Source organism: Acidimicrobiales bacterium, from assembly GCA_022452035.1.
GTDB lineage: Bacteria > Actinomycetota > Acidimicrobiia > Acidimicrobiales > MedAcidi-G1 > UBA9410.
In genome coordinates, this window is record JAKURV010000005.1 from 47,405 (window position 1) to 66,222 (window position 18,818).

Annotated in this window: 14 protein-coding genes; 11 read left to right on the plus strand and 3 right to left on the minus strand. The window is 67.3% G+C overall.

Translation table 11 applies throughout. The annotated features are described in order from the left end of the window. Nucleotides 1–16: 16 nt before the first annotated feature. Nucleotides 17–2,536, minus strand: a complete 2,520-nt coding sequence (locus MK181_03165; protein MCH2418793.1) for an FAD-dependent oxidoreductase — start codon at nucleotides 2,534–2,536, stop codon at nucleotides 17–19. A gap of 239 nt (nucleotides 2,537–2,775) precedes the next feature. Between MK181_03165 and MK181_03170 the strand changes: the two genes are divergently transcribed. Next, nucleotides 2,776–3,543, plus strand: a complete 768-nt coding sequence (locus MK181_03170) for an SDR family oxidoreductase (GenBank protein MCH2418794.1) — start codon at nucleotides 2,776–2,778, stop codon at nucleotides 3,541–3,543. A gap of 198 nt (nucleotides 3,544–3,741) precedes the next feature. On the opposite strand, the gene MK181_03175 is transcribed toward MK181_03170, so the two are convergent. Beyond that, nucleotides 3,742–4,485: an IclR family transcriptional regulator gene (locus tag MK181_03175; protein MCH2418795.1), complete on the minus strand. Its 744-nt coding sequence runs from the start codon at nucleotides 4,483–4,485 to the stop codon at nucleotides 3,742–3,744. 214 nt (nucleotides 4,486–4,699) lie between these two features. Between MK181_03175 and MK181_03180 the strand changes: the two genes are divergently transcribed. From MK181_03180 to MK181_03225, 10 genes are all read left to right on the plus strand, one after another. Then, nucleotides 4,700–5,404, plus strand: coding sequence for a B12-binding domain-containing protein (locus MK181_03180; protein MCH2418796.1), 705 nt, complete (start codon nucleotides 4,700–4,702; stop codon nucleotides 5,402–5,404). A gap of 6 nt (nucleotides 5,405–5,410) precedes the next feature. After that, nucleotides 5,411–6,109 (plus strand): DUF1638 domain-containing protein, encoded by a 699-nt coding sequence (locus MK181_03185; GenBank protein ID MCH2418797.1) that lies wholly within the window; start codon nucleotides 5,411–5,413, stop codon nucleotides 6,107–6,109. 3 nt (nucleotides 6,110–6,112) lie between these two features. Further along, on the plus strand, nucleotides 6,113–6,421 hold the full coding sequence (locus MK181_03190; protein ID MCH2418798.1) for a virulence factor: 309 nt from the start codon (nucleotides 6,113–6,115) through the stop codon (nucleotides 6,419–6,421). Between the two features lie 67 nt (nucleotides 6,422–6,488). Continuing rightward, complete coding sequence (locus MK181_03195) at nucleotides 6,489–7,388, plus strand: dihydropteroate synthase (GenBank protein MCH2418799.1); 900 nt, start codon at nucleotides 6,489–6,491, stop codon at nucleotides 7,386–7,388. Nucleotides 7,389–7,409: 21 nt separating this feature from the next. After that, complete coding sequence (locus tag MK181_03200; GenBank protein MCH2418800.1) at nucleotides 7,410–9,461, plus strand: ASKHA domain-containing protein; 2,052 nt, start codon at nucleotides 7,410–7,412, stop codon at nucleotides 9,459–9,461. Then, nucleotides 9,458–10,999: a trimethylamine methyltransferase family protein gene (locus MK181_03205; protein ID MCH2418801.1), complete on the plus strand. Its 1,542-nt coding sequence runs from the start codon at nucleotides 9,458–9,460 to the stop codon at nucleotides 10,997–10,999. Before MK181_03200 ends, MK181_03205 begins: the two co-directional genes overlap by 4 nt. A gap of 195 nt (nucleotides 11,000–11,194) precedes the next feature. Continuing rightward, nucleotides 11,195–12,892 carry a formate--tetrahydrofolate ligase gene (locus MK181_03210; GenBank protein ID MCH2418802.1) on the plus strand — a complete coding sequence of 566 codons (1,698 nt, stop codon included), beginning with the start codon at nucleotides 11,195–11,197 and terminating at the stop codon, nucleotides 12,890–12,892. Nucleotides 12,893–12,996: 104 nt separating this feature from the next. After that, nucleotides 12,997–13,857, plus strand: a complete 861-nt coding sequence (locus MK181_03215; GenBank protein ID MCH2418803.1) for a methylenetetrahydrofolate reductase — start codon at nucleotides 12,997–12,999, stop codon at nucleotides 13,855–13,857. 53 nt (nucleotides 13,858–13,910) lie between these two features. Next, nucleotides 13,911–16,064: an FAD-dependent oxidoreductase gene (locus MK181_03220; protein ID MCH2418804.1), complete on the plus strand. Its 2,154-nt coding sequence runs from the start codon at nucleotides 13,911–13,913 to the stop codon at nucleotides 16,062–16,064. Between the two features lie 62 nt (nucleotides 16,065–16,126). Further along, nucleotides 16,127–17,350, plus strand: coding sequence for a cytochrome P450 (locus tag MK181_03225; GenBank protein ID MCH2418805.1), 1,224 nt, complete (start codon nucleotides 16,127–16,129; stop codon nucleotides 17,348–17,350). On the opposite strand, the gene MK181_03230 is transcribed toward MK181_03225, so the two are convergent. Further along, a complete protein-coding gene (locus tag MK181_03230; protein ID MCH2418806.1) occupies nucleotides 17,298–18,758 on the minus strand; it encodes a DHA2 family efflux MFS transporter permease subunit in 1,461 nt (486 codons plus the stop codon). The genes MK181_03225 and MK181_03230 overlap by 53 nt on opposite strands. Nucleotides 18,759–18,818: the final 60 nt, after the last annotated feature.

Genomic DNA, 18,818 nt, shown 5'->3' on the forward strand with positions numbered 1-18,818 from the left:
GGGGGCGACCCGGGGGTCAGCCCTTCATCCGGGAGTCGGTGGGATCAAACACGGCACCCGTGGTGGCGACCTCCACCGGATAAAGCTCGTTCATGTACATCACCTGCAAGTCGGTTCCGGAAACAGCCAGTTCCCGGGGCAGGTAGGCCATCAGGAGGTGTCGGCCCACCGACGGCCCGTAGCCGGCCGAGGTGACCCGGCTGACCCGACCGTGGCTGTCGGTGATGCGATCACCGTCCGGGGTCAGGATTGGCTCGTTCCCACCCATCATGTGGCGATTCCGACCCAGGCCATCGGTCTGGTCCTCGACGGTCAGGGTGCACATCAGGACCTCGGGATCCCCAGCCTCCCGAGCAGCCAGGTAGGCCTCCTTGCCGATGAAGTCGGCAGCCTTGACCCTCGGTCGGGCCAGACCGGCCTCCACCGGGTTGTACTCGCTCTCCAGCTCGGCTCCCATCAGTCGGTAACCCTTCTCGAGCCGACCCGACGACCCGTAGACGCCACCGCCGGTCGGGCGGATGCCCAGGTCGGCACCGGCCTCCATCAGGGCGTCCCATAGGGCCGGCCCGTCGTCCCAGGACGCGTAGATCTCCCAGCCGGTGTCGCCAACGTAGGAGATACGGAACAACTGGCACGGTAGACCAGCCACCTCAGCATCAACGATCGACCCGTAGGGCGAGTCGGTCTGGCTCAGGTTCTGGTCAGTGAGCTGAGACAGCACGGCCGGGGCGTTGGGGCCCCAAAGGCCGAGCGTGGTGACATCCTCAGTGATGTTGCGGAACGACACCGAGCCATCGGTCGGCATGTGGCGGCGGGTCCAGAACTCGTCCCGTCCACCATCGAACACGCCGGTGACGATCCGCACCCGGTCCTCACCGAGTCGCATCATGGTCAGGTCGGAGTGGAATCCACCATCGGCGGTCAGCCACGGGGTGTAGATGGAGCGGCCGACCGGCACGTCCACCTTGTTGACGGCCAGGCGGTCGGCGTACTCGACGGCTCCCGGACCTTCCAACTCGTAGATCTGGAAGGCGCTGAGGTCCACCACACCGCAGTTCTCGCGCAGGTTGAGGTGCTCACCGATGGTGATGGGGCTCCACCAGCGGTTATCCCATTCCACATCCCTCTCGGACAGGTCGTAGCGCTCTACCAGGTCGGCGTTGGCTCCGAACCACTGCGGGCGCTCCCAGGTCCGAGCCTGGAAGAACATGGCGTCCAAGTCCTCCTGACGGGAGAAGTAGGGGCCAACTCGCAGGTTCCGGCGGCCTTCCCACTGCTCGTCCGGGTGGACAATGCCGTACGTCTTGTTGAAGTGCTCCTCGGCCCGGGCCCAGATGTGCTCCTCGGTCCGCTCCTGGTCGTAGAAGCGCGCGATGTCGGCACCGTGGACGTCGATGACACGGGGATAGCCAAAGGTCATCCACTCGGCGACCACCTGAGCCATGCCTGGTCCCTCCTTGACCCACACCGCGGCGGCTGACCAAAGGTTGCGGACCTCGGGGGTCTCTCCGAGGCACGGCATGGTGTCCGGGGTCATGGCCAATAGGCCGTTGATGGCGTATTTGATTTCGGCGTCACCGAGCATTTCCATCAGCTCGATGGCCGTCTCCATCTGAGGGTCGAAGTCGTCCGGCGTGAAGGGCATCTCAGTGGGCGACAGCGCCGCCTCCTCGTTGGATGGGATCTCGTCCGGGTGGTGGAAGATGGGCCGGTGGCCGTACGACCCGATCTCCATGGAGCCGGCCGATTGCCGCTCATAGCAAAGGGTGTCCATGTCTCGGACGATCGGGTAGCCGATCTCGTTATTGGTCTCGGCCAGGATGTCGACGGGGCCGACGTCGGCCATCTGGTGCACGGTGGGCACCAACGGGATGGCGGCACCGGCCATGTTGGCGATGCGGTTGGACCAGACGCCGCAGGCGATGACCACGTGGTCGGCCTGGATGGTGCCCTTGTCGGTGACTACTGAACGGACGGTGGTCACGCCTCCCTCGCCCTCGCTAGTTTCGATGTCGAGCACCTCGGTGTTGGCGAACACCTGGCAGCCGACCGTTTCGACGGCCTCCCTGCGCATGGTGGTGCCAGCCTCCAGCGAGTCGACCACCGACACCGTGGGACTGTAGAAGCCACCGAGGATGACCTCCTCGTTGACGAATGGCACTAGCTCTACAACCTCGGCCGGGGTGAGCAGGTGGGCCTCAATACCCCACGCCCTGGCTGACGTCATGCGGCGGGCCAGCTCGTGCATCCGGTCGGCGGTTCGGGCCACTTCGATACCTCCCGAATCGACCGAGAGTTGCATGTCCCGGTACTGGTTGGCGCTCTGCTCGCCAAGCAGTGCCATCTCCTTGTTGTGATCGACCGGGAAGATGAAGTTGGAGGCGTGGCCGGTCGAGCCGCCGGGATTGGGCAGCGGGCCCTTCTCCAGTAGGACGAGGTCGGTCCAGCCCAAGCGGGCCAGGTGGCCGACGAGACAACTGCCGACGATGCCGGCACCGATCACGACGACGTTGGCGCGAGTCGGGAGTTCGCTCATTCAGTTTCTCCTGGAACACAGCCCGGCATGGCTCCACGAGGCGTCCGGGGTGGATCGGATGGGTCCCGACGGCGACCGCCGCAGGGCCGGGAAAGCGTACACACCCCTTCATCCGGTTGCTGACGGCCTACCACGGCCGTCTTCGGGTCGCCTCCCGGTCCCGGAGCCCACGAGCCAGGGCTAGTTTTCGCGCCGCGGAGCAGTGAGGACGGCTCCGGAGGATCGACTGGGGAGGGCTGATGACCGGTCCACAGCGGGTGCTAATCACCGGTGGCGCATCAGGCATCGGGCGGGCCATGGCCGACGCATTCCGGAAGGACGGAGCCCTGGTGCACGTAGCCGACGTGGACGGAACGGCTGACCAGCCTCCCGGGGGCGGCTTCACGGCGGCCGACGTCTCCGACCCCAGCGACGTGGACCGCCTCTTCGACGATGTGATGGCTGGGCTCGGCGGCCTGGACGTCCTGTGCGCCAACGTCGGCATCGCCGGTCCGACCGGACCCGTCGAGGAACTGGAGGCTTCGGACTGGGACAGGACGATGGCCGTGAACGTGCGGAGCGCCTTCCTTTGCTGCCGCCGGGCCGTACCCCTGTTACGCGAGGCAGGAGGCGGTTCGATCCTGCTGACCGCTTCCACGGCGGGCATCACCGGATACCCGATGCGGTCGCCGTACGCAGCCTCCAAGTACGCCGTGGTGGGCCTGGGCCAGACGCTGGCCATGGAAGTTGGCGAGCTAGGCATCCGGGTCAACGTGATCTGTCCAGGGTCGGTGGACGGCGAACGCATGGACGGGGTGATCGCCGCCGAATCGGCTGCCACCGGGGTGCCCGAGGCCAACCTGCGAGCCGGCTATGAGAAGCAGGTCTCGATGCGGACCTTTGTGGAGGGGCGGGACATCGGTGCCATGGCCGTTTTTCTTGCCTCTCCGGCCGCCCGGTTCGTTAATGGCCAGACCATCTCGGTGGACGGTGGCCTGGAGACCCTCCGTAACTCCTGGCGGACCTAAAGGCGGCTGAACCCCTGGGACTCCCGGTCCTAACCGGTGACCACCAGGACCACAGCGGCCGAGTACCCGACCAGCCCGAAGGTCTGCCACCAGTCCTGGCGTTCGCCGTGGAAGAGGAAGGCGCAAGCCACGGTGACCAACGTGACTACGCCGTAGATGGCTGAAATCGGAGGTCCTCCGGTTGGTCGAACGGGAAGATCAGCCGGTGTGGCCTAGGGCGACGGAGATCGTCGCCGCAGAGGACCGGACCTGCTCGCCAATAATGTCGCGCAGCGTGTCGTCCGGGAACCGGTAGCTGGGACCGTGGCTGTGCAGGGCACCGGCCACGACCCCGGCGGCGTTGAACAATGGGGCGGCCACCGAGTTGATGCCCTCGGAAAACTCCTCCTCCATCCAGACCACCCCGTCCTCCCTGACCTGCTGCAGGCGCTCGCGGATCAGAGCGGGCCGGATGACCGACCGGGCTGTGTAACGGTCCAGTTTGCGGTCCAGGTAGCGGTCGACGGCGTCGTCGGGCCAGTGAGCGAGGACCACCATGCCCGACGGAACAACGTGCATCGGCAGGCTGACTCCGGTCCAGTCCCGGACCTGGACCGGGTTCGCGCAGTCCACTTGGCCGATGTAGTGGACGTCGTAGCCGGCGGGGATGGACACGCCGACCGCCTCGGCCACCATCTCGACCAGCTCCACCAGGTGTGGCTGAGCGACGGCCAGGAGGCTCTGGGTCGGGTCGATGCTGGCCGCCATGGTCACGACGGACGGACCGATCCGGTAGCCGGTCCCGGAGTCGAGACGCTCCACGGCACCCAGGCCCTCGAGCGTTGAGAGCAGACGGGCCACCGTGCTCGTCGGGAGGTCGAGGCGACGGGAGAGTTCGCTGATTCCCGCCGGATCGTCGGCTACCTCGCCCAGCAGTTGGAAGGCCCGGTCGATGCTCTGCACGCTCTGCATGGGATCCCACATGTCCTTCCAGGCCGGTATCGCTCGAGCAGAACACACCTGTCCCACAGTGTGGGAAGGCCTTCCCAAACCGTGGAACAACTCTTTCGCCAGTGCTAGTCTTCCCATTATACAGGAACTTCCCACATTGTGGGAAACGGCACCCAAGGCTGACCCGGGCCATGACCGTGGCCCCCGATCCGCAACGGAGCGCATCATGGCCGAAGAGAACCCCGTCGACGAAGAGATCGATCTGGCGAGCCTCAGCGACGAGGACCTAACCGCCCAGATGCACGATGACCTCTATGACGGCCTGGCCGACGAGATCGTCGACGGCACCAACATCCTCCTCGACCGGGGTTGGGCCGCCGACCGTGTACTGAACGATGCCCTGGTTGCGGGCATGCGGATCGTAGGCATCGACTTTCGCGATGGCATCCTCTTCGTTCCTGAGGTGCTGCTGGCCGCCAACGCCATGAAGGCCGGCATGGCCATCCTCCGGCCACTGCTAGCCGAGACGGGGGCCGAGCCCATCGGGAAGGTGGTCATCGGCACCGTCAAGGGCGACATCCACGACATCGGCAAAAACCTGGTCGCCATGATGCTCGAGGGTGCGGGCTTCGAGGTCATCAACCTCGGCATCAACACCGACGTCGAGGAGTTCCTCGGGGCCCTGGACGAGCACAAGCCGGACATCCTCGGGATGTCGGCCCTGCTGACCACCACCATGCCCTACATGAAGGTCGTGATCGACACCCTCCAGGAGAAGAGCCTCCGGGAGGAGTACATCGTGATAGTGGGCGGGGCTCCCCTGAACGAAGAGTTCGGCGAGGCCATCGGAGCCGACGCGTACTGCCGCGATGCGGCAGTCGCCTCCGAGACAGCTTCGCGGCTGGTGGCCGAGCGGCGCAGCGCGGCCTGACCAACCATGAACGAGCCTTCCGGCGCGCCGGAGGCGTCCAGCGGGCGGACCCTGGTTGTCGCCTGTGGGGCGCTTGCCCGTGAGTTGCTCCAGGTAGTGGAGGCGAACGGCCTCGACCACGTCGACGTCGAGTGCCTGCCCGCCTCCTACCACAACACCCCCGAGGTGATCCCCGACCGGGTGGCTGAACGCGTCCGGGGTGCCGCCGACCGCTACGACAGGGTCTTCGTTGGCTATGGGGACTGCGGGACGGGCGGCCGCCTCGACGCCATGTGTGACGAGCTCGGGGTCGAGCGCCTGCCCGGTGACCACTGCTACGAGTTCCTCACCGGAAGCGCCGAGTTCGCCGACCTCCATGCCGAGGAGTTGGGGACCTTCTTCCTGACCGACTACCTGGTTAAGCACTTCGACCGTCTCGTCGTTCGGGCCTTCTGGCTGGACACCCACCCCGAGATGCGAGATGCCGTGTTCGGCAACTACCGCCGGCTGGTCTACCTGTCACAAAGTGACGACCCCGATCTCGTGGAGCGCGCCCGGGACGCCGCTGACCGCTTGGGACTCACCTTCGAGCACCGGCGCACAGGCCTCGGGGAACTGGAGACCAGCATCGTTTCGTTGGGTCGAGGCATCGGTCAGGATCCCGGCCGATGTCTCGACGAAAGTGCCGTGGCCTCCACTGGACCCGCCCCAGCCGGAACCCGCTGAGCTATGGCCGCACAGCTCGTCACCATCTACTGGCGCGACATCCCGGCCCAGGTCACAGCCCAACAGGGGAGGAACAGGGAGAAGGCGCTGCTGGGCGCCCGCTTTCAGCACGCCATCGACCGAGCGGCCATGGTGGCCGGAATGGACGACACCGACTCGTACGTGGCGCAGTGGCGTCGCGAGGCCGTCGAATGCCTCGCCGATCTGGCGCCTGCCGCGGCCGTCGAGGCGGCTCGCCTCGACGAGTCCTACCCCGACGACCGGCTGGAGCGACTCGTGCGATCCGGCGGTGTAGAGGAACAAGAGGAATAGCCAGGAACATCCCGACCGTGGGACCGTCACCGCTGACGGTCCCCCGACCAGAGAGACCGATCCAGAGATGACCGACACCATCCTCAGTTCTGCCACCAGGGAGGTGGCCATCGGCTTCGGCCGGCCCTTCGTCATGATCGGCGAGCGGATCAACCCCACGGGGCGCCAGAAGCTGGCCGACGAGATGAAGGCCGGGGACTTCAGCCGGGTTGAGGCTGACGCCATCGCTCAGGTGGAGGCCGGTGCCCACATGCTGGACGTCAACGCGGGAATTCCGCTGGCCGACGAACCAGCCCTGCTGGCCCGGGCCATCCAGCTTGTGCAGTCGGTGACCGACGTGCCTTTGAGTATCGACTCGTCGATCATCGAGGCCCTGGAGGCCGGCATCGCCGTGTACCAGGGCAAGCCCCTGGTCAACTCGGTGACCGGTGAGGACGAGGTGCTGGAGCGGGTCCTGCCGCTGGTGGCGAGGGCTGGTGCTGCCGTGGTGGCCATCTCCAACGACGACTCCGGGATCTCCGAGGACCCCGATGTGCGCTTCGAGGTGGCCCGCAAGATCGTGCAGCGGGCCGCCGACTACGGAATCCCGGCCGCCGACGTGGTGGTGGACCCCCTGGTCATGCCGATAGGCGCCATGGGATCGGCCGGCCAACAGGTCTTCACGCTGGTCCGACGCCTCCGCGAAGAGCTCAGGGTCAACACGACCTGCGGTGCGTCCAACGTGAGCTTCGGGCTCCCCAACCGGCACGCCGTAACCGGCACGTTCCTGGCCATGTCGATCAGCCACGGCATGACGTCGGCCATCATGAACCCCCTGCACGGTGAGGTGCGGGTGCGGGTTCAGGCCGCCGACATTCTCACCGGCGCCGACACCAACTGCGCCTCCTGGATTAGCCACCACCGGGACCCCGAAGCCGTCGGCACCCGCGAGCGCCGGAGCGGTCGCCGCGCCCGGGCGCAAGCCTGAACTACCGATCGGCATGATCCCATGACCGGAGCCGACGACCACCTCGTCGTCTTCACGCCCTCGGGTCTAAGGGGATCGTTCGCCGCCGGTACCACCCTGCTGGACGCCGCCCGTCGGCTGGGGGTGGATCTCGACTCGGTCTGCGGAGGCCGCGGGATCTGCGGGCGCTGCCAGGTGACGCCCACCTTCGGTGAGTTTGCTAAGCACGGCATCACCGTCGTGGAGGGCCACGTGTCGCCCCGCGGAGCTGTCGAGCAGGACTATCGGGGCCGTCGGCCCCTGACGGAATCCCGACGGTTGGGTTGTGCCGCCGCTGTATCCGGCGACTTGGTGGTCGACGTCCCTGCCGAGAGCCAGGTCCATCGGCAGGTCGTCCGCAAGGATGTGGACCTGGGCGACCTGGCACTGGACCCGGTTCTGGTCCTCCGCCTGGTCGAGGTCGCCCCGCCGGCCGGAGCCATCGGGGACCGTCCTGATCGCCGACTGCTCGACGCCCTAGCCGACCAGTGGGGCCTCGGAGGCCTCACTCTCGACGACAGGGTGGCCGACAGCCTGGCCGACGGGTCGACCGATGGACCTGGCACGGTGACAGTGGCTATCCGGGATGGCCACCGCGTGGTAGCCGTCTGGCCGGGCCTGCGGGACCGTGCCCTGGGCGTGGCCGTGGACGTGGGCTCCACGACGATCGCCGGCCACCTCTGCGACCTGGCAACCGGCGCCGTACTGGCTACAGCAGGAACCATGAACCCGCAGATCCGGTTCGGCGAGGACCTCATGAGCCGGGTCTCCTACGTGATGATGAACCCGGGTGGCGAGGCCGAGCTGACCGCCGCCGTCCGCGGCGCCCTGGACGACCTGCTGGCCGACCTCTGCCTCCAGGGGGAAGCCGAGCGAGATGAGGTGCTGGAGATGGTGCTGGTCGGCAACCCGATCATGCACCACCTGTTCTTGGGCCTGGACCCGACGCCGCTGGGCCAGGCCCCGTTCACTCTCGCTGTGGAGAACGCCCTCGACGTCCCGGCGGCCGACCTCAATCTGGAGGCGCACGCCTGTACCCGGGTCCACGTCCTGCCGTGTATCGCCGGACACGTGGGGGCCGATACGGCCGCTGTAGTCCTGGCCTCACGCCCCCACACGGCCGACGACGTCCGCCTGGTCGTCGACGTCGGAACCAACGCTGAGATTGTCCTGGCCGGCAACGGGCGGATACTGGCTGCCTCTAGCCCCACCGGCCCGGCCTTCGAGGGGGCCCAGGTCAGCGCTGGTCAACGGGCTACCCCGGGAGCCATCGAGCGGGTCCGTATCGACCCGGATACCGGCGAACCCCGGTTCCGGGTAATCGGCGCTGAGCCGTGGTCCGACGAGCCGGGCTTTGACGAGGCGGTAGCCGACACCGGGGTGACTGGGATCTGCGGGTCCGGGATTATCGAGGTGGTGGCCGAGCTGTGGCTGGCCGGACTCATGAATGCCGACGGTGTGATCGGCGGCCCGGGTACCAGGCCGTCTCGACGTCTGGTTGCCGACGGGCGGACGCTCTCCTATGTCCTGCACGACCCGGACGGCGGCGGCGACGACAGCGGGATCCTTGTGACACAGAACGACGTCCGGGCCATCCAGTTGGCCAAAGCCGCCCTCTACGCCGGCATCCGGCTCCTGATGGACCACCTTGAGGTGGACGAGGTAGACCAGATCAGCCTGGCCGGGGCTTTCGGCAGCCACATCGACACCGTCCGCGCCACCGTCCTCGGCCTCGTACCGGACTGCGAGCCCGACCGGGTAGCCAGCATCGGCAACGCGGCAGGCGCCGGGGCGGTCATCGCCCTGCTCTCGGCCGGAGCCCGGACCGAAATCCAGGAGGTGGTGGACCGTATCGAGAAGATCGAAACAGCCCTCGAGCCCTCCTTCCAGGCACACTTCGTGGATGCCATGGCCATCCCCCACCGCACCGCCGACTACCCCCGGCTGTCGACGTGCATCACGCTCCCGCAACGACCCGCCATATCCACAACCGGACCTGAACGGTCCGGACGACGCCGTCGCAGAGCCGCCACGGGAGAGGAATCCAGCGCATGAGCAATGCACCACGAGGCCGCCGTAGCGGCGGTAGCGCAGCCCGACAGGCACTCAGGGCGGAGGCCTCGACCGAGGTCCGTACGTTCCTGACCCGGACCATGGCCCCGTTCGAGGTGCTCTCCGTCGAGGGACTCGAGACCATCGAGCACAATGCCGACACGATCCTCGCCGAGATGGGCATCGACTTCCGCGACTACCCGTCGGCCCTCACCCTGCTGGCCGACGCCGGGGCCGACGTGGACGGGGAACGGGTGCGGTTCCCCCGCGGCATGTGTCGACAGATCATCCAGTCTTCGGCACCAGCGACCTACACCCAGCACGCCCGCAACCCGGTCCGTAACGTCCAGGTGGGGGGTGACGCCACCGTCCTCGTACCCGCCTACGGTTCACCGTTCGTCCACGACATCGACGAGGGTCGCCGGTACGCCACTCTGGAGGACTTCCGCAACTTCGTGAAACTGGCCTACCTAAGCCCGGGCCTCCACCACTCGGGCGGCACGATCGTCGAGCCGGTGGACGTCCCGGTCTCCAAGCGGCACCTAGACATGGTGTACTCCCACCTCCGTTACAGCGATAAGCCGTTCATGGGCTCGGTCACCGCGGCCGAGAGAGCCCAGGACTCCGTCGACCTGGCCGGGTTCGTGTTCGGCGAAGAGTTCGTCCGCCAGAACACCGTGATGACGAGCCTCATCAACGCCTCCTCGCCCATGTCCTGGGACGCCACCATGCTGGGAGCCGCTGAGACGTACGCCCGATCCAACCAGGCCACCATGATCAGCCCCTTCATCCTGGCCGGAGCCATGGCACCCGTGACGGTGGCCGGCGTTGCGGCACAGACCCTGGCCGAGGCCCTGGCGGGCATGACGTTCGTCCAGTTGGTGAACCCCGGGGCGCCGATGGTGTTCGGTTCGTTCGCAAGCTCGATGTCGATGCAGACCGGTGCCCCTACGTTCGGAACGCCGGAACCGGCCCTGGTCCTGTACACGGTCGCAGCCCTGGCCCGGCGCCTCGGTGTGCCGTTCCGTTCGGGGGGCAACCTCTGCGCCTCCAAGATCCCCGACGCCCAGGCCGCCGCGGAGTCCATGGCCACCTTCCTCCCCTCCCTGCTTGCCGGGGTGAACTTCATGCTCCACTCAGCGGGCTGGCTGGAGGGCGGCTTGGCCATGGGCTACGAGAAGTTCATCATTGACGCAGACCAGTGCAACCTGGCCGCCACCTTCGTCAACGGTGTTGACCTCTCGGAGAACGGGCAGGCCATGAGTGCCATCGGCGAGGTGAGCCCCGGGGGGCACTTCCTGGGCACGGCCCACACGCTGGCCAACTTCGAGACGGCCTTCGCCCGATCCGAGGTGGCCAACAACGACTCCTTCGAACAGTGGGAGGAAGACGGGAGCCTCGACGCCGCCCAACGGGCCAACGGCATCTGGAAGAAGATGCTGGACGACTATGAGGCTCCGCCACTTGACGAGTCGGCCGACGAGGCGATGCTGGACTTCATCGCCCGCCGCAAGGAGGTCATCCCCGACGAGTTCGGGTGAGCCCGTAAGTCCCGATACCTCAGCGGATGAGGTTTCCTACCATTGGTGGTTCTTTCCACTCAGTAGAACCCGACGCCTCACCTGAGTACACTCACGCCGTCCCGGGCACATCAGCCTGCCCGCGTCGCGCTCTCCGGTCCGCACCCGCGGGTACCGGACCGGAACCCGGAAGATATAGAGACAGAGAAGAGAACAATGTCGTTCCCCTCCGACCTAGAAATTGCCCGAGGCGCCGAACTGCGCCCCCTCACCGACATCGCGTCGGAAGCCGGAATCCCAACCGACTGCCTAGAGCCCTACGGCGAGGGCGCGGCCAAGATCAAGTTGGACGCCATCGGACGGATGGCCGACCGCCCGAAGGCCCGGTACGTGGTCGTCTCAGCCATCACCCCCACACCCCTGGGCGAGGGCAAGACCACGACGACCGTCGGCCTCGGCCAAGGCTTCAGTCACATCGGGAAAAAGGCCACCATCGCCATCCGCCAGCCCTCGATGGGCCCGACCTTTGGGATCAAGGGTGGGGCGGCCGGCGGCGGCTACAGCCAGGTCGTACCCATGGAGCTGTTCAACCTCCACCTAACCGGAGACATGCACGCCGTCACGGCGGCCCACAACATGTGCTCGGCCATGCTCGACGCCCACCTGTTCCACGGCAACGAGCTGGGACTGGACCTCCACAACATCACGTGGCGGCGGGTCATGGACATCAACGAGCGGGCGCTGCGCAACATCGTCGTCGGCCTGGGCGGCCGGCTAGATGGCGTGCCCCGCGAAACCGGCTTTGACATCACCGCCGCCTCCGAGGTCATGGCGGCCCTCGCCCTGTGCACCTCGCTGGCCGACCTGCGCCAACGAATGGGCCGAATCGTCGTCGGCTACGACAAGGCGGGCACTCCGGTCACCGCCGAGGACCTCGGCGTAGCCGGCTCGATGACGGTCATCCTCAAGGAAGCCATCAAGCCCAACCTGATGCAGACCCTGGAGGGCACTCCCGCCCTGGTCCACTGCGGCCCGTTCGGCAACATCGCCACCGGCAACTCGTCGATCGTGGCCGACCAGATCGGCATCCACACCGGTGACTTCCTGCTCACCGAGGCGGGTTTCGGCGCCGACATGGGCGCCGAGCGGTTCTTCAACATCAAGTGCCGCTATTCGGGCATCGCCCCCGACGCCGCTGTTCTGGTAGCCACCGTCCGCGGCCTGAAAGCCCACTCCGGCAACCACAAGATCGTGGCCGGTAAGCCGCTTCCCGAGGCCCTCCTGGCCGAAAATCCCGACGAGGTGCACCAGGGAGGCGACAACCTCCGCAAGCAGCTGGAGAACATGCAGGTCCATGGGGTGTCTCCGGTAGTGGCCATCAACGTGTTCCCTGGCGACCACGACGTCGACATCAACGCCATCAAGGAGATCGCCGACGAGTTCAACGCCCGGTCGGCGATCACCACCCACTTCGCCGACGGCGGGTCGGGAGCCGCCGAGCTGGCCGAGGCGGTCGCCGAGGCGGCCGACGAGCCCAGCGACTTCCAGGTCCTGTATCCGGACGAGATGTCGCTCCGGGACAAGATCCGCACCGTGGCCGAGAAGGTCTACGGTGCCGACGGCGTAGATTTCTCGCCGCAGGCCAACAAGCAGATCGACACGTACGAGGCCAACGGCTTCGGCAACCTACCGGTGTGCATCGCCAAGACGCACTTATCGATCAGTTCGAACGCCGCCCTCAAGGGCGCCCCAACTGGGTGGACGCTCCCCGTCCGCGAAGTCCGGGCCTCAGTGGGCGCCGGCTTCGTGTACCCGATCTGCGGTGACATGCGTACGATGCCCGGGCTGGGCGCCCGGCCGGGCGCCATGGGTATTGACATCGACGAGAACGGTGAGATTGTCGGCCTGAGTTGACCCTCCGCCGTCAACCGGGTCGCCGGTAACCGCCGGAGACCAACCCCACGGACCCACCGGTCGGCCCACGCCGAGCCGGCTCACATGCGAAAGGGGGGCTCTGCGTGGTCAACCGGAACCAGGCCGACAAGGCCGTCCAGAAGCGTCTGCTCGAGGGCATGACCTACGAGCTGATCCCACTCAAGAACCTGGCCGACCAGTCACAGCACTTGCCGGCAGGCGCCACCGTCTCGGTGACCTGCTCTCCGGCTAAAACGGTCGACGACACCCTGGATCTGTGCGCCGGCTACGCCGAAAGGGGTTTCACGGTGATCCCCCACATCGCGGCCCGCATGGTGGAGGACGAGGGACACGTGGACCGAATCGTCCAACGGGTGAACGTCCTTGGTATCCGGACTGTGTTCTGCATCGGTGGCGACGCCGACCCCCTGGGCCCGTTCACTGACGCCGCTGGCTTCCTGCGTTCCTTCCTGGACCGCCGTCCCAACGTTGACGTAGTGGGTATCGGTTCCTATCCCGACGGCCACGCCACCATCCCCGACCGGGCTCTGGTGGACGCCCTGGTCGAGAAGCAGGAGCTGATCCGGGAGGCCGGTCTCGAGGGCTACATGGCCACCCAGATGTGCTTCGACGCCGACACCATCGGTGACTGGCTGGAAGGTCGTCGGGCCGCCGGTTTGGACCTGCCATGTCACCTCGGGGTGCCGGGGGCCGTCGACCGGGCGAGGTTGCTGGCCATCTCAATCCGGCTGGGCATAGGCCACTCGGTCCGCTACCTCAAAAAGAACAGGGCATCAGTGATCCGCCTACTGTCGCCCGGCGGCTATGACCCGAACAAGCTCATCGCCCCGCTCTCCTGTCGGGCTGACGAGTTGGGAATCTCCGGGATCCACTGCTTCACGTTCAACGCCGTGGACACCACCGAGAGCTGGCGCCAGAAGTCCCTGAGGAAGCTCGGGTCCTGACCCTCACGGGGCCACGTAGCCCCGGTGGCCCGTCGTCAGGCAGGATTCCCGACATGCCATCTGGCTCCTCTCATCCGCTCCTGCTCTCCCCCGTCCGGGTGGGCCCCCTGGAGTTACGGAACCGGATCGTCCTACCGGCCATGGACCAGAACGTCTGTAACGACGGGCTGGTCACTGATCGCCTGGTGGTCCACTACGAGGAACGGTCCCGGGGAGGAGCCGGCCTGCTTGTGCTGGAGACCTCAGCCGTTTCCTACCCCCACGGAGCCACAGCCCGTCACCAGCCCGCCCTGTCTCATGACGGTGTGATCCCCGGGCTGCGGCGCCTAGGCGAGGCCGTCCACGCCCACGGTTCGAAGCTCGTCGTCCAGGCCAACCACCACGGCCGCATCTCTGGGGTGGACACGGCCGAGGACCGGCCCTGCCTGGTGCCCAGCCTCCCGCTTCCTGACACCGACCCGATGTCGATCATGGCCGATACGACCATGGACGAGCTGGTGGCCATGTCAACCCTCACCGGCGGCAAGATGCCCACCTACGCCGAGGCCACGGTTGAGGACCTGTCTGACGTGGTGGAAAAGTTCGCCGACGCTGCGGTCCGCGTCCAAGCTGCTGGCCTCGACGGCCTGGAAATCCACGCCGGCCACGGCTACCTCCTGGACACCTTCCTCTCACCGGCCTGGAATAAACGGACCGACCGGTACGGCGGCTCCGAGGAGAACCGGGCCCGCCTACTGGTCGAGGTCGTGGAGGCCGTCCGCGCGCGTTGTGGTCCCGGCTTCGCCATCCTGGTCCGCCTCAACGGTCGGGATGACGCCCTCGAGGGCGGGATCACGCCCGACCTCGCTGCCCGGTACGCCGCTGTGGCCGCCAACGCCGGTGCCGACGCCATCCACGTCACCGCCTACTCGTCGGTCACTGGCGGCCCCGGATTTACCGAAGGGCCACTGCCGTGGCGTCCGTGCCAGTACGAGGAGTTGGCCCGGACGGTGAAAGCCGCCGTGGACGTCCCGGTCATCGCCGTCGGGCGCATCCGGCCCGACGACGGCGAGCGGATCCTGGCCGACGGGGGCGCCGATCTGATCGCCATGGGCCGCCAGTTGTTGGCCGACCCGCACCTACCGAACCGGCTGGCCGAGGGTCGCCCCGACCTGGTCCGCCCGTGCATCAACTGCTTTGTTTGCGTAGCCCAGAACTTCTGGTCGGCGGCTCCGGTGTGCGCGGTGAACGCCCAGTTGGGCCACCAGGATTGGCCCAAGCCGACGCCCGCTGCCCCACCCCGCCACGTAGTGGTAGTGGGGGGCGGACCAGGGGGCATGGAGGCGGCCCGGGTGGCCGCCGAACGGGGCCACAGAGTGACCCTGCTGGAGAGGGCCAACCACCTCGGCGGCACGGCCCGCTTCTCGTCACTGACCACACCACTGAACGGCGACCTGGTCCGGTGGATGGCAGCCGCCCTGGCCGAGGCCGACGTAGAGGTACGCACCGCCACAACGGCCACGCCGACAATGGTCGCCGCGTTGCGCCCGGATGCCGTGGTGGTGGCCACCGGTGCCGTCCGGGACCGCCCAAACGTGCCCGGAGTTGACCTGCCGCATGTGCTTTCCGGCGACGACCTGCGCAGCCTTCTGACCGGTGAGGGAGGGGCCACCGACCAGCGGTCAGGGCCGCTTGTGCGCCTCGCGCTGACCGTCGCGCGGGCCCTGGGCATGACCACCGACATGGACCGGGTCCGCGCCCTGTCCCGCCGGTGGATGCCCATCGGGCGACGCGTCGTAGTAGTGGGTGGCGGGCTTGTGGGTACCGAGCTGGCCGAGTTCCTAGTCGAGCGAGGACGATCGGTGACCGTCCTAGAGGAGGGCGACGACCTGGCCACCGAGATGGCACACCCCCGACGCTGGCGGGCCCTCCACGAAGCCCGAGCCCACGGCGTGGACTTCCGCACTGGGACCCGCCTGGTGGCCGTCACCGCCGATGAGGTAATCGCCCACACCGCGGCAACCGACGAAAAGGATGGCGACGAGGTGCGCTTCGGCGCCGACAGCGTGCTGCTGGCCGGCAGCGTTCAGCCGGACTCTTCGCTGGCTGGGGCCATCCGGACCGGCATCGGCGGCGACGTCGAGGTCCACGTGGTGGGTGATGCCGGAACGGTCGGCTACATCGAGGGGGCCATCCGCTCCGGATACGAGGTGGGTGTCGGCCTGTAGACCGGAGACGGGACCGACGCCCGCTTAGAGCCGGCCAGACGGCCATCGGTAGCGTCCGTCATGTGACCAATTCCATCGACGCCCCGTCCTGGAACCCATTCGATCCAGACTTCCTGCTCGACCCGTACCCGCATTACGCCCGCCTGCGGGACGAAGACCCCGTGCACCGGACCCCGCTCGGCGTCTTGGTCGTATCGCGCTACGACGATGCCCACCAGGTGCTCCGCGACCCCCAGACGTCGGTCCGGCGGTTCGAGACGAGTGAGACAACCCCGGAACACATGCTGCCCCTCCGGGACCGCCAGGACGAGCGGGTGCCGTCCATCCTCGGACTGGACCCCCCGGACCACACCAGGCTCCGGAAACTGGTGCAGCGCACCTTCACTCCGCGGGCCATCGGCCGTATGCGCGACCAGACCACCGCCATCGTGGACGACCTGCTGGACGAGCTCTCCGACCGGGACGAGATCGACCTCATTGCCGACTACGCCTTCGTTATCCCGTTTGCGGTGATCCACGCCATGCTCGGCCTCCCCGAGGCAGACGTGGCCCAGGTCCGCGCCTGGTCCCACGCCCTCACCCAGACCCTTGAGCCGTTTCTAACCCCCGAACAGGTTGACGCGGCCATGGACGCCGCAGTGCACATGGACCGGTACCTCACTGAGGCCATCGCCGCGAAGCGCCAAAATCCAGCCGCCGACCTCCTGACCGACCTGGTGCAGGTCGAGGAGGAGGGTGACCGAATGACCGAGGCGGAGTTGCTCTCCATGACTTCGCTCCTGTTCGTGGCCGGGCACGAGACCACGGTCAACCTGATCGGCAACGGCACCCACGCTCTGTTGCAGCACCCTGACCAGATGGACCTAGTGCGAACTGACGAGTCGGTGGACGCCACGGTGGCCGACGAACTGCTGCGCTACGACAGCCCAGTTCAGACCTCGGGGCGCCGGGTCATGCACGACGTGGAGGTGTCGGGTATCAAGGTGGCAGCCGGAGAAATGGTGCTGACTGCCCTGGGCAGCGCCAACCGTGATCCGCGCTTCTGGGGAGCGACGGCCGACGACCTGGACGTAACTCGGCCAGAAGCCAACCGCCACCTGTCCTTCGGCAGCGGGGTCCACCACTGCTTAGGCGCCGCGCTGGCCCGCATGGAGGGCGAGATCGCCATCACCCGACTGGTCCGGCGGTTCCCCGACCTAGCCCTGGCCGGCCAGCCCACCTATAACGCCCGGATCATCCTCCGGGGTCGAGATGTGCTCCCGGTCCGGTTGGGACGGGCTGCCTGACCCGTAGTGCCGGTGGTGCCCCGGCCGGCTTGCCCGGACAGGCCACGGCGCAAAAAACAGCGCCAACCATGAAGGTGCACGTCAACATCGCCCAGACGCGGCCGAATGCCGCTAGGCGCCCGAGGTGGAGCGAGGCGGTGAGCACTGCCACGGCAACCGCAACACCGACAGCGAATCCCAACGTGCTGAGGGTCCGCAGCATGGCGCTGGCCACCCCAAAGCGGGCCGGCGGCACATCCCGGAGGCCGAGGGAGGCGAAGGTGGCAAAGGAACACGACACCCCGATCCCTAGGCAGAGTTGGGCCGGCAGCATCGTGGTCGTCCACGACGACTCCACGGTGACACCCCACCACAGCCACGCGGGACAACAGGCAGCGGCTACCGAACCGATGACCAGGAGGGTCCGGTGCCCAACCCGGTCGGCAACCGAACCCACCGGCCCTCCCAGCAGGGCGGCGAAGGCCGGGCCGGGAACAACACCGAAGCCGGCGGCCAGCACCGACCATCCCCAGAGTTCCTGGAGCAACAACGTGTTGAACAAGATGGTGGCGATGAATGCGCTAGTGAAGAACACCTGGCCCAGGCCGGCCGACCAAAACGACCGAATCCGGACCAGGGAGAGGTCGATCAGCGGACTGGGATGGCGGGACGAGCGGACGAATAGAACCACGACCAGCATCAGGCCGACCCCCACCGTCGCCAGGGTTCGACCCGAGCCGTAGCCCCACCGTTCACCTTCCACCACACCGAGAAGCAGCAGGGCTATGCCGAGGGTCCCTGCTGGCACTCCCATCAGGTCGTAGCCACCCCGGGCATCGGGATCCCTGGTCTCTCGTACGAACCTCGGGGTGATGGCCAACAGCACCAGCCCAATGGGCACGTTGACCAGAAATATCCACCGCCAGGACGCCAGGTCGATGAGGATCGCCCCGAGCGATGGACCCACCGCCGCCCCAAGGGCCGCCGAGGCTCCCCAGATGCCGATCACCATGGAGCGTCGCTCCGGGGGGAACTCGGGCAGCACCATTGACATGGACGAGGGCCCCAGGATGGAACCCCCCACCCCCTGTAGAACCCGGGCCGAGACCAGCCACGTCACGCTCTCGGCCATCCCCGACAGGAAGGACCCGACAACGAACACCCCCACACCAATCATGAATAGGAGGCGACGGCCCTTCTGGTCGGCCAGGCGTCCAGCCAGCAGAAGGAAAGCCCCCACCGAGATGGAGTAGCCGGATAGCACCCAGGAAAGGCCGGCCTCCGAGGCCCCGAGGTCCCGCCGGATCGACGGGAAGGCCACGTTGACGATCGAGACGTCGATGACGGTCAGCAGAGCGGCCAGGGTGGAGACCCCTAGGGCAATCCACGCCCGCCGCTCCACCGGCGGCAACCCCTGGCTGGACGGCACCCGGACCTCCCATCGGGACCCGCCCCAGTGGCCGGCCCGGTGACCCCGCCGGACGCTAGG

Coding starts and splice junctions, on each gene's coding strand:
- MK181_03165 (MCH2418793.1), bottom strand. CDS start 2,536: ATGAGCGAACTCCCGACTCGCGCCAACGTCGTCGTGATCGGTGCCGGC.
- MK181_03170 (MCH2418794.1), top strand. CDS start 2,776: ATGACCGGTCCACAGCGGGTGCTAATCACCGGTGGCGCATCAGGCATC.
- MK181_03180 (MCH2418796.1), top strand. CDS start 4,700: ATGGCCGAAGAGAACCCCGTCGACGAAGAGATCGATCTGGCGAGCCTC.
- MK181_03185 (MCH2418797.1), top strand. CDS start 5,411: ATGAACGAGCCTTCCGGCGCGCCGGAGGCGTCCAGCGGGCGGACCCTG.
- MK181_03190 (MCH2418798.1), top strand. CDS start 6,113: ATGGCCGCACAGCTCGTCACCATCTACTGGCGCGACATCCCGGCCCAG.
- MK181_03195 (MCH2418799.1), top strand. CDS start 6,489: ATGACCGACACCATCCTCAGTTCTGCCACCAGGGAGGTGGCCATCGGC.
- MK181_03200 (MCH2418800.1), top strand. CDS start 7,410: ATGACCGGAGCCGACGACCACCTCGTCGTCTTCACGCCCTCGGGTCTA.
- MK181_03205 (MCH2418801.1), top strand. CDS start 9,458: ATGAGCAATGCACCACGAGGCCGCCGTAGCGGCGGTAGCGCAGCCCGA.
- MK181_03210 (MCH2418802.1), top strand. CDS start 11,195: ATGTCGTTCCCCTCCGACCTAGAAATTGCCCGAGGCGCCGAACTGCGC.
- MK181_03220 (MCH2418804.1), top strand. CDS start 13,911: ATGCCATCTGGCTCCTCTCATCCGCTCCTGCTCTCCCCCGTCCGGGTG.